The sequence below is a fragment of the Calditrichota bacterium genome (assembly GCA_013151735.1).
In the GTDB taxonomy this organism is placed as follows: domain Bacteria; phylum Zhuqueibacterota; class JdFR-76; order JdFR-76; family BMS3Abin05; genus BMS3Abin05.
Map to the genome: position 1 here is coordinate 14,870 of JAADHR010000109.1, position 12,175 is coordinate 27,044.

The 12,175-nt window shown below is 46.1% G+C and carries 10 protein-coding genes; 4 read left to right on the forward strand and 6 right to left on the reverse strand.

Annotated features, from left to right (window positions below):
• The first annotated feature begins 129 nt into the window (after positions 1-129).
• From GXO76_07565 to GXO76_07580, 4 genes are all read left to right on the forward strand, one after another.
• Positions 130-1,041, forward strand: coding sequence for an ABC transporter ATP-binding protein (locus tag GXO76_07565; GenBank protein NOY77709.1), 912 nt, complete (start codon positions 130-132; stop codon positions 1,039-1,041).
• Complete coding sequence (locus tag GXO76_07570; protein ID NOY77710.1) at positions 1,038-1,805, forward strand: ABC transporter permease; 768 nt, start codon at positions 1,038-1,040, stop codon at positions 1,803-1,805. The genes GXO76_07565 and GXO76_07570 overlap by 4 nt, the downstream gene beginning before the upstream one ends.
• Positions 1,802-2,638, forward strand: coding sequence for a hypothetical protein (locus GXO76_07575; protein NOY77711.1), 837 nt, complete (start codon positions 1,802-1,804; stop codon positions 2,636-2,638). The genes GXO76_07570 and GXO76_07575 overlap by 4 nt, the downstream gene beginning before the upstream one ends.
• Positions 2,639-2,951: 313 nt before the next feature.
• Positions 2,952-4,634, forward strand: coding sequence for a glycerol-3-phosphate dehydrogenase/oxidase (locus tag GXO76_07580; protein NOY77712.1), 1,683 nt, complete (start codon positions 2,952-2,954; stop codon positions 4,632-4,634).
• 52 nt (positions 4,635-4,686) lie between these two features.
• On the opposite strand, the gene GXO76_07585 is transcribed toward GXO76_07580, so the two are convergent.
• The 6 genes from GXO76_07585 to GXO76_07610 all read right to left on the reverse strand — a co-directional run.
• Complete coding sequence (locus tag GXO76_07585; GenBank protein NOY77713.1) at positions 4,687-5,430, reverse strand: DUF72 domain-containing protein; 744 nt, start codon at positions 5,428-5,430, stop codon at positions 4,687-4,689.
• Positions 5,431-5,709: 279 nt separating this feature from the next.
• On the reverse strand, positions 5,710-5,970 hold the full coding sequence (locus GXO76_07590; GenBank protein ID NOY77714.1) for a hypothetical protein: 261 nt from the start codon (positions 5,968-5,970) through the stop codon (positions 5,710-5,712).
• 253 nt (positions 5,971-6,223) lie between these two features.
• Entirely contained in the window at positions 6,224-8,509 is a 2,286-nt protein-coding gene (locus GXO76_07595) for an MFS transporter (protein NOY77715.1), read from the reverse strand.
• Positions 8,510-8,726: 217 nt separating this feature from the next.
• Positions 8,727-8,906, reverse strand: coding sequence for a hypothetical protein (locus GXO76_07600; protein ID NOY77716.1), 180 nt, complete (start codon positions 8,904-8,906; stop codon positions 8,727-8,729).
• Between the two features lie 229 nt (positions 8,907-9,135).
• Positions 9,136-10,803: a long-chain fatty acid--CoA ligase gene (locus GXO76_07605; GenBank protein NOY77717.1), complete on the reverse strand. Its 1,668-nt coding sequence runs from the start codon at positions 10,801-10,803 to the stop codon at positions 9,136-9,138.
• Positions 10,804-10,987: 184 nt separating this feature from the next.
• On the reverse strand, positions 10,988-12,175 hold a 1,188-nt coding region (locus GXO76_07610), incomplete at its 5' end, for a ribulokinase (protein ID NOY77718.1).

Sequence of the window (12,175 nt, forward strand, 5' to 3'; positions counted from 1 at the left end):
CCAAATTGTGAGTCCTTTGTGTTTTGCAGCGGGATGGCCTCCGATCCTTCAAATTGGATATTATAGTCTTATCTTTAACAACTTTTTGCCGATAAAATTAGTTGGAAGCATCCTAAAATGGAGTCTCACATGCTGCAACTTAAACACGTGACGAAATCTTATTCCAGCGGGCTTTTCCCAAAGAAAATTCCCGCCATTCAGGATCTAAATCTGGACATTGCAAAGGGCGACGTCTTTGCTTTCCTGGGTCCCAATGGAGCCGGAAAAACCACAACCATCAAGCTCATTCTAAATATTATTTTCCCGGATTCGGGCGAGATTTTGATCGATGGGTTACCCCACTCCAACAAGAACTCGCGCAGGAAAATCGGATATCTCCCGGACCAACCCTATTTTTACGATTACCTGACCGCAAAAGAATATCTTGCGTTTACGGCACAGCTTTACAATCTGCCCCGTTCGGAATACACACAACGCATCCCCGAATTACTGAATTTGGTCGGACTGAAGGGAAAAGAAAGGCTTCAACTGCGCAAATTTTCACGCGGGATGCTGCAGCGGCTGGGCCTGGCGCAGGCATTGATTCACGATCCCGAGTTGCTGATTCTGGACGAGCCCATGACGGGCCTGGATCCGGTAGGACGCAAGCTATTCCGGGACATTATTCTATCGCTAAAAGACAGGGGGAAAACCGTTTTCTTCAGTTCACACATCCTGTCCGACGCCGAGGTTATCAGCGATCGTATTGGCATTTTGAACCGGGGCAGGCTCGTTCGACAGGCCATTCTATCGGAGCTGTTTGATATCAAGGTCGATTCTGTGGAAATCACCTGCCGCTGGAAGGATTCGATTCCCCGTGCGCGGGAAGACTTCCCCTGGACAAAAATGGACCGCGACCATCAAAGTATTCTGTTCACAAAAGACGAGGCTGAGGCCGAAAAGGCCATTCGTTGGGTTTTAAAAAATAAGGGAAACATCGTGTCGGTTACTCCTCACCGAAAAAGCCTGGAAGACATTTTTATGGAGGAATTAAACCATTGAGAGCCGTTTGGGTCATTGCAAAAAACACCTTTCAAGAGACCATCCGGGATCGGGTCATGTACAATATTCTCTTTTTTGCTATTTTCATTATTGCCATCTCCCTGGTCATCAGCAGTTGGTCCCTGAATCAGCAGGTAAAACTGATCAAGGATTTCGGCCTGGCCGCCATGTCCCTTTTCGGCTTGCTGATCGCTATTTTTGTAGGCATTCGGCTGCTTTACCAGGACATGGAGCGAAAAACGATCTACATGCTCGTTTCAAAGCCCATTCGCCGCTGGCAGATTGTTGCGGGGAAATACGCCGGTCTGGCCCTGACCGTTTTCGCAAATCTCGTGGTGATGACCGTCAGCCTGTACATCGTTGATTTTCTCATCGAGCACCAATTGGATTGGGGATTGCTGGCCGGGATTCTGCTTATTTTTTTCGAAATATTGCTTGTCATTGCGTGGGCCTTTCTTTTTTCATCCTTCACCTCGCCCATGTTAAGTGCCGTGTTAACCGTACTCATCTACGTCACCGGTCATTTGAGTCCGGCATTGAAACTTTTTACGCAGCTTCATCCGGAGAATGCTTCGAATAAATTCTTATTATTCCTGTATGCGATTCTTCCCAATCTGGAAATATTCAATATCAAAACGGCTCTGGTGGAACATCTGCGTCTGCCGGAATTAACCGTTCCGAACGCCCTGTTGTACGGAATCGCCTACACAGGAATTTTGCTGATTCTGACTTCCTTTATTCTGGAAAAGCGGAATTTTAAATGATGCGAAAAATCTACAGTTTCGCGGGGATGTTTCTGGTTCTGCTTATTCTGGCAAAAATTGTTCACACCACGCAGCAGCGTCTGGATGTGTACCGGACGCCCGAAAAGGCCCTGCAGGACATGATTTATCTGCCCGACGGGCACGTGCTGCGCTGGGCATCTCTGGGCTTTACAAGCGTTCTGGCCGATTATTTGTGGATCAAAAGCGTGCTCTATTTCGGAAGGCATACGGTAGATGAAGACAATCCCTTTTACGAAATCATCAGGAAAAAATACGGCCTTTCTGAAGACGATCAGTCTATCGCTTCTCCCGATTCCGAATCAGCAGCCGACACAGCCTCTGCATCTACCGGATTCAATTTAAGCAGCGATCCCAAACTGCGGGCGATTTTCTTCAATTTTAAGAGCCGGGGCATGGCCCCTTTCATCTACCCCCTGCTGGAGCGCGTGGTCATTCTCGATCCTCATTTTGTGGAACCCTATCTTTTCGGCGGACTTTATGTGATGATGGACACCGGCCAATTGAAGGAGGCCCTGCATCTGCTCACATTGGGATACCAAAACAATCCGGATCGGTGGGAGTTTCCCTACTATCTGGCCTTTTTAAATCTCTTCTATCTTGGAAATTCCGAAGCGGCGCTTGCCTATTTGAAAGAATCGGTCGTAAAACCGGGAGCGCCGCCCTTTGTAGCGAATCTCTCGGTTGCCCTTTCTCGCCGGCTTAACAAAACTCAACTTATGGTCGATTATCTAAAGGGAATTTACACCTCCAGCACCGATCCCGAAATTCGCGGCAAGATCATTCAGGTCCTCCACGACCTGGCAAAAAAGTAGCCCTTTGCGCGAATGCAGCAAAAAGGTTCCATTGTCGTTGCACAATTCTTGCAGATTTAATTTAATTGACATCATTCAGATCGGAGATTTGCTTTTCCGAATCCCGAATAATCACAACTACTTATTTTTTATTGCGTTATTATTTGCTTTCAAAATACAGATGTTCGTGTAACAAAACAAATGGGCAGTTTTCAAACACTTGACCGGTCTCACTGTTTCAAAACGGAACAGCCCGATTGGACAAGACGCTTAAAATTTTACTTGAAATCCAATAAGCAGTCTATTAATTTTAGTCATCAATTAAAGGGAAATCATGAAACGCGACCTGAGCGAATTAGCAGATAAAGAATTTGACATCATTGTTGTGGGCGGCGGTATTTACGGAGTAATGACGGCATGGGATGCCTCCCTGCGGGGACTTCGGGTAGCTCTGATCGAGAAGGGCGATTTTGCCGGTTCCACGTCGTCAAACAGCCTGAAAATCGTCCACGGTGGGTTACGGTACATTCAGCACGCCGATATTAAGCGAATGCGGGAATCCATTCGGGAGCGCCGCATCATGATGAAAATTGCGCCTCACCTGGTTCACCCCCTGCCCTTTGTCATTCCCACCTACGGGCATTTCATTAAGGGTCCCGAAGCCATGTTTATCGCCCTGAAAATCAATGACCTTGTTTCATTTGACCGAAATTCCCTCCCGGACCCTCAAAAGCGGCTGCCCGCGGGAAAGGTGATTTCAAAAGAGGAATGCCTCCGGAAAATTCCCGGCGTAGACGAAGAAAATCTGACCGGCGGTGCCGTCTGGTACGATGCCCAGCTTTACAATTCCGAGCGCATGATCTTTTCGATTTTGCGGTCGGCTACCGATGCCGGTACGGTGGCTGCAAACTACGTGGAAATGAAGAACTTTCTGTTAAAAGACGACCGGGTTGCGGGGGTGATTGCAGAAGATAAATTGTCCGGAGAATCGTTTAACATTTATGGGAAACTGGTGATCAACACGACCGGCCCCTGGATCAACAAAACCCTTTCCATCCTGCGCAAACAAAAACCCGTCAGGCGAGTGGCACTTGCAAAAATGATGAACCTGGTGACCCGAAAATTTCTGGATGAAACATCCGTTGGCGTTTACAGCAAATACGAATACAAAGACAAGGATGCGGTCATCAGCAAGGGGTCGCGCCTGTATTTTATCACCCCCTGGCGAAATCTGTCACTGATCGGTACGGCACAAATCGCCTACGAAGGAGACCCCGAAAATTTTCGCATTACCCGGGACGATATTGAAACCTTTATGAATGAAATTAACGAGGCCTACCCCCCGGCTAATCTTTCCCTGAACGATGTGCTTTTCTATTACGGCGGGTTGCTGCCCATCGAAGACACCTACGATGACCCGAGGAATGTGACTCTGACCAAGCATTACGAGCTTATTGATCATAAAAAAGAGGACAATTTGGAAGGACTGCTTTCTGTTGTTTCCGTAAAATATACCACGGCCCGGGATGTGTCCGAGAAAGTCATTGACCTTGCCCTGCAAAAACTTAATCGGGAGAAGCGGCCGTCCCTGACAGCCGAGACGCCCATTTACGGAGGAGACATCCCCTTTTTTGAAGATTATTTGCAAGCGGCATTGAAGAACCCGCCCAACGGATTCAGCAAGAAGGTTTTGCGCCGTCTGGTTTACAACTACGGAACGGCCTACAAAGACATTCTTAAACTCGCTCAAGAAGATGCCGATTACGCAAAGCCCCTTCATGGGAACGACGAGATTCTGAAGGCGGAGGTCATCCACGGGGTTCGGGAAGAAATGGCCCAGCATCTTGCCGATGTGGTCTTTCGCCGCACCGATCTGGGGCCCGCCGGCCTGCCGGACGATTCAACCCTTGAAGACAGTGCAGCCCTGATGGCAAAAGAATTGGGCTGGGACAAACGAAGAATTAGCGAAGAAATCGTATCCACCAAAAAAATCTACGATCCCATTCGGCAAGGCTGATGGAGCACTTTTTGGCAGAGGCTGCAGCACACACTTGAAGAATTTGCCAATGTCATTTTGCTGCGGTTACGGGATTGGCCTTTTCGGCTTCTGCCAAAAGTTTCATAAAGCGCATGGAGTCGCTTTTCATATTGGAGTTGTTGAACATGACATACCCGGGTTTATTCAGCGCTAAAATCTGCTCGAGGAGCTTTTGAAGGTCTTCATCCGGATATTGGTAGCGATAATTCATTTTTCCATGAAGCCTGAGATAAAAAAACTCGCCTGCAATATGGGGAGATTTAAACGGATCATTTCCATGGATTAAATCCAACTCCTCGCACAACTCCCGAATGAGCGACGGTTCCCAGTTTCCCCTGGGTTCCCAGACAAATTTAAACGATTCCCGATTAATGGATTTAAAAAACTTCCGCATATTCTTGATGTTGGTCTCCGAAGGGGTAAAACTTCCCGGACATTGGAAAATTAATGCTCTGGCCTGCATGGCCCGGGCAATTTTTTTCGTCTCTTCCCAGGCACGAAACACCACCCGAGAGGGTTTGAAAAACCCATAATCCTCTTTGTGCATAAAATCCACGGGGGCCCTCATGCGCCTGTACGTGGGGCTTGAGGCTTCATGGGTAATAACCTGCCACACTTTCATGTTAAACTCAAAATTTTCCGGAGCATCTCGTCTCCATTTAGAGGCCGTCTCGCTCCGGGGCAATTGATAGAACGTTTGCTGAATTTCCACAACCGAGTAATGCCTGTAGTACAACGTCCGGGCTTCCGGAAAACCGCAGCATCCAACCTTAATTGCGGTGACGGGTTCATCGGGTTGCCTTGACAAGGGTTTTCTCCTTTCTTGCCTAAATGAATACGACAGAATTTTCAATAAAAAGCCATGGACTCAGCGAAAAATGACCAATCACCATCCGACATCCCATTATCTGTACAAAAATGCAGAAAAAGGGGTGCGCATCAAGCGACACAATATCCAAGCGGGGAAGCGCTGAGACAATTCGCCCCGTGCATCAGTCATTTTCTTCATTTCGAATGAGTAGTACCCAGAAGGAAACAACGAAAGTTTGTAAGATTATTGATCTAAGTGAAAGTTTTCATAGTCGTCAAGATACCATTCATCACTGGTTTCATCGTATAAAACATCCACAATCTGTTGATCAAAAAGGCGAAGTTGAAAGTAGAGATGAGTGGTTGAAGGCACCCGCACCGTTTGCATTTTGGCCCGTTGAAGAACTTCCGCAACAGGGAAACGTCTCCCTTTCACAACCAAAACCGTGGGCGTTACGGGATTCTTATACGTGGATGTGCATTCCATGTAAACCAATTTTCTCATGGCATAGAATAAAAAAGAAATGTGAACTGGAAATGCGGTTTCAAATTAAAACAAACACACCAAAATTCAGGGAAAGATGCCCCCTGTTTAATTGAAAAAGATAACGTGATGTTTCTGACAAAACGACACGGTCTGGAGTTGTATATTGTGTTGAATTGAACCGGAATGATTTTCAGCTACAGTATAATAAAATTGATTTAAAAGCGCAAGGAAAAAAATGAGGAATTCTATTTTTTTGCACAAATAGACCTTTTCAGGGGCTTACAGCCGGGATCCGTTTCATCGGTTTTTTGGCCGACCCGGGATGAACCTTCTTCAATTCGCGGGAAAGTATCAACACCAGACTGAGGAGTATTTTTTCATTCAATTTAGTGGCAGGACATGTGTTTAAAAAATCGCGGACGGCCATTAGAATCGGATCATGAAAATTCCTGCATTTCTCACAGAACATTTGGAACGGACGGATATCATGTCCCTGCTGTTCAAATTGTTCCACACTGGCGCTCAGTTCCAAAGAAAAATCCGGGTAATTCTTTAATTCTTCCTGAATAAAGTCCAACAGGGCCAGGGGCCCGGCCTCGGAGGAGCGCTGATAAAGATTGTAAAAGTAATAAAATTCATCCCCCAGATGGGAAATCTCACATGCGCTGTAGAGCAACTCATCCAAAATAGGGTCAGGAATCGTGGTGTTTTTGATTTTCTTTAACAAAATGTTCAGATATTTCGGATGATTCATGTAGGTAATCGCACGTGCACCATAAATGAGAATTCTTGGATTTTTGGAGTGTTCAAAAATCCTCACAATTTTTTCATACGAATCCACGTCCTTGAGTTGGGCCAAAGCCAGCATGGCCTTTCCCTGCAAAAAGATGTCCCTGGAGAGAAGCGCTTTTCGCAATTCCGGGATGGCTTCCCGAACACCATGTTCGCCCAGAATTTCGGCCGCTAAATAGGCGGTTGTATATTCACCGCTTTTAAGCTCTTCAATAATTCGTTTGGCCGCACGGGGAGAAAAATCAATTTGATTGAGTACCTGCAGGGCTTTCCCCCTGATCACAAACCGGGGAGATTCCAGGTAGTGAACCAGGGTTTCCTCCGTTAAATCGGAACCGATTCCCTGAAGGCGGTTCAGGATAGACATGTCTTCATTTTCCTGCGTCGGTTTTGAGAGCTTTTGCAGGGTGTAAATGGCCCGCCAGTCCCTGAAAGAGAAAAACATCCCCATGACATCGGTAATTCGGCGCTCCTTTTGCTGAATCAGGCGAAAGCTCAGTGCAATAACCAGAAGCTGAATCAGGGCAATTGCGATAAAATATGTTTTGTAAACCATGATTTCCTGCAAATCAAAATGGTGCAGGACTTTTAGGAAGCCGCCGGCAAAAATGGATCCCGCCAAACCGGCTGCCAAACCGGATGTAATGTTGATAAACATTGAGGCCGCCACGCGCCGGGTGGCCGGAATGGTGCTCAGGAAATAATGCGAGAGCGATGTTTGCGCACCCGAAATGGTCATCCCCAAAATGAAATAAAGTGCTCCCAGATAAATCCACACGGTATGCGTGGGTGCAAATACCCACATCAGCTGAACCAACAGAAGTCCTATGCTGTAAAGGATAATAAGTGGGCGAGAGCCCACGTGGTCTAAAAATAATTTGTTGTTGTACGACGCATAAATACTCCCGATTAATTGAAGAATAATAAACATCAGAACCACGTGGTCAGAGAGCTGATAGCCCCGCTTCAACGTCACCACGCCAATGGGAATGACCAGCATCATGCTCATTGTGATAGCCGTCCAGGCAACAAGCAGCCGGCGGGCGGTCGTGTTCCGGGTGATGTAGCGATAGGCCGAAGAGAATTTTTCTTTGCCAGACACGCGCGCCCGGGGGGATTCCGGGACCCGATAAATGATAAAGCTGGATGCCAATCCCGTAATAACACCAAAGAAAATAATGGCTTGAAACGTGTGAATACTCTTGAAACGATCCAGCAGAAAGGCTATGGTCACCATCAGGATCAAAGAGAAGCTGTTAAAGGCCATCCATATTTTGGCAATAAAAGCCCCGCGATCCTGATCGGATGTAATTTCTCCGACCAGTGGCGTCATGGCCACCATTCCGATGCTCCGAAATGTAAAAAACAAAAAGGCCGCAATCAGAAGAAAATACAAACCAAGGGTTACGGAATATCTGGCCTGGATAAGCGGGACAAGAATCATCAAAGATGCACTCAAATTTCTTAGCGCCCAATTGATCCCATGGCTTCTCGCCGCTCCCCATTTGCCAATAGAGGTTTTGCCCAAAAGCATAAAGGGCATCGTGAAATAAAGGAAGGAGGTAATAATCGCCACATACGAATCGGATGCACCCAGCTTGATAGCGTAGAGAATTAGAATGCTCTCTGCCAGTGATGCGTAGGAGAGAGCATTGAGGCGCGTAAACCACAAATACAGATTTTGTCCCTTTTGTTTCAACAAGGGGCTCAGATCATTTGTATTTTTTCGCGAATAATGCGGAATTTTATTTACGTATTTTTCCATTTTTGCAGCCGAAAACACTATAAAAAAAGAGATCGCTCATTGCGATCTCTTTTTAAAAAGCTTGCCAATCCGGGATTAAATCAACTAAAATAATTTTTTTCTATTGTATGGTTTTCTACAACCCGTATTCATTTCTCAGCAATTTTAAAGCTTGCCCCAGATCTCACGTTAGAAATGAATGAAACCTTCCCACAATTCAAATACAACCTTTAACAAATTATTTGGTTTTTGTTGTATCGTGTACGGTTGTGTCTACTGCTGTTGTTTCTGCAGGAGCCGTCTTCTGTTCAATCTTTTGTGTTTTTTTGGCTTCTTCTTTTTTCTTGCCACAACCATAACTCAGCATAAACGTTGGCAAAGCAACCAATAAAGCAACCACCATTAACTTTTTAAACATATTGCCACCTCCTTCCAAGGAATACTATTTCTTGGCAAGCTTTTCGAAACTAATTATTTTTACAGAAACTTCCATAAAATATCCATTGACAAAATATATTGCATTCTATCTAAAATAGCAAGTTAATTTTTTATTAATTGAAATTATTTGCCACATCCTACGATCTTTTTTCGTGAAAGATTCAATTCCTTTCGAATTCCTTCTCAATACACGATTAAAAAGAGTGCACTTAATTCTGGTACAGATAACGTTTGATCTTTTTTGTGGGTGTTTTTTGAAAGGGCTCCGGTTGTTCGAAAATTTGGTGAATTTTTGCAAAACTTGCGACTCTTTTATTCGTATCCCGTTTGAGTTTCTGTAAAAGGGCGTCGATTCTTTCACGAATCTCACGCTCGGAGAGCTTTTCTTTTGCGAATTCCTGATCCAGTACATCATAATCGAGATACACCTTGGCAATAATTTTCCCCTCTCTGCCCAATACCAGCGATTCGGCCACATAAGAGGACTCATTCAGAATTTCTTCGATTTCTTCCGGATAAATGTTTTCTCCGTTGGGACCAACAATCACATTTTTGGATCGGCCTTTGATAAAGAGATAGCCTTCGTCATCCAAATATCCGCGGTCGCCCGTAACCAACCAGCCGTCTTCGGTCAACACTTCCTTTGTTGCATCGGGATTATTAAAATAGCCTTTCATAATGTTTGGCCCTTTGGCATAAATTTCACCCACACCGGTAGACGGATCCGGATCAACAATTTTTAGCGTCACATTTGAAATGGCCGGTCCGGTGGAAGCCACCTTCACTTTTTCAAGGGGATTGGCCGTTAAGAGAGGCGACGCCTCCGTCATCCCGTAGCCGGTCGTGTACGGAATATTGGCTTCCCGCATAAAATATTCCACTTCGGTTCCAATGGCCGCTCCGCCAAAAACAAAAAAGCGCAGCTCCCCGCCAAAAGCTTCCAGTAGCTTTTTGCCTGCCATTTTATGAAGAAGTTTTCGAAATGTGGCAAATTTGTAGATTTCCCGCGTCAGATATTTCTTTTTGATTTCGGCAAGAACCTTTTTCTTGTAGATTTTATCCATGATCAGCGGAACAGAGAGAATAATGGTCGGCTTCACCTTTTGCATGGCCGGGAGAAGTGTCATGGCCGTGGGAAGCCCTTCAATATACGAAATGCTCGACCCCAGATACATGGGCGCCAGAAATCCCATGGAGCCTTCGTAGGCGTGGGAAAGGGGCAGAATAGACAAAAACCGATCCGTCGGGCCGGCCGTTAAAACCTTTGTGGCACTTACTACATTTGAGACAATATTTTTGTGAGTCAGCATCACGCCCTTGGAATTTCCGGTTGTCCCCGAGGTGTAAATGATGGACGCCAGGTCTTCCTCTTCGGGTGGAAACTCCTCAAAATTCTTTATTTCGGAATCTGCCGTAATGATGGCATTGGTTAGTGTGCTGCTCCGATAGCCATTAATGGTAAATTCAGAATCATCAAGCGATAGAATGCATTCCAGTTTTCCCAATTCTCCGTCTTCCAGTTTTGAGGCCAATTTTCGGGTCGTAAACAAAAGCCTGGCTCCGGAGTTCCGAATGATGTGGTGAATTTGCGTCGGGTGAAATTCGGTCAAAATGGGAACCGCCACTCTTCCGGAGCTGACAATTGCCAGATAGGCTGCCCCCCAAAGAGGACTGTTTTCGGAAAGAATGGCCACACGATCGCCTTTTTTCAGCCTTTTCCATTGCAGGACTTTTGAGATTTGTTGGACCAACTTTTTGAGATCGAGGTAGGTAAACGGGCTGTCCCCCACCATCGATAGGGCATTTCGATCGGCGAATTTTTCGAAGCTTGTGTAAATCATTTCACGAATGGTTTGTTTGGGTAATGAGGGTCCCATAAAGTCATCCTTTTTAGTTGGTTCATTTAAAAGGCAAAGAATTCACGAATTTTATTCAAACAAAGAAAGTGATTCGCTCATTCGCGGTTCATTCTTTTGCAAAAAAACAAAGATTTTTCTGGAAATACTGTAAAATAATAATTCGTGAATCTGTGGCATCTTTACTTATTGGAGGCAACTCATTTTATTCCTGAATTCCCAATGCCTCAAGTTTTAGTTTGCGCAAATCCGGCATTATTGCGTGTTTTCCAAGCCCAAAATAATCGTGAAGCGTGAGATAAATCTCATATAAACGGCGGTAAACACGCCGGTTTTCGGGGATGGGACGATAAACCGTTTCCTTGATTCGAGCCATCTTCTTCGTCGCTTCTTTAAAATCATCATACCCTCCGTTCTTCGCTCCGGCGGCAATTGCGCCGATGATGGCTGCCCCCAACGCAGCCGCTTGTCGGGATTCTGCCACACGAATCTCCCGTCCGGTCACATCGGCGTAGATTTGCAGGAGTAATTCATTTTTCTCGGCCAGACCGCCAGAAGCGTAGAGTTCCTTAATGGGAATCCCCTGTTCTTCGTGGGTTTGAATAATCTTTTCTGTTCCAAAAGCCGTGGCTTCAATCAACGCCCGGTAAATCTCCTCGGGTTTGGTTCCAAGAGTCATCCCAACCAGTAGGCCGGAAAGGTTAGCATTCATTAGAATCGAGCGATTTCCATTCCACCAATCCAGGGCCATCAGGCCGCTTTCACCCGGTTTTAGCTTTGCGGCTTTTATTTCCAGCAATTTGTAAATGTCAACCCCCTTTTGTTCAGCTTCCTTGTGGTACGCCGGAGGCACCGATGTCCGCATGAACCAGGCAAAAATGTCGCCCACGGCCGATTGACCCGATTCGTACGCCGTGTAGCCGGGAACAATGCCATCCTCAACAATACCGGCAATTCCCTTGGCCAGAACATTCTTTTCACCCAAAACCATGTGGCAGGTGGAGGTTCCCAGAACGAGCACCATTTTCTCAGGCTCTGCTACAGCACTGCCCAGAAGTGCTGCGTGCGCGTCGATAATTCCTACGCCCACAGGGGTTCCTTCCTTTAATGAAAGGGCTTCGGCCATGGATTTTGTTAATCCGCCGGCGAGAAAACCAACCGGATAAATATCGTGGGATAATTTTTCATCCACAAACCGTTCAAATCGGGGATCCAGCTCCCGCAAAAATTCCTTTGAGGGATATCCATCCTCCTTGCTCCAGAAGGCCTTGTAGCCCGCCTGACAGGCGCTTCGCTTTTCAACACCCGTCAACTGCCAGACCAGCCAATCTCCTGCTTCAATAATTTTGTCCGCAGCCCGGTACACGTCAGGAGCTTCCCGCAGAATTTGCAG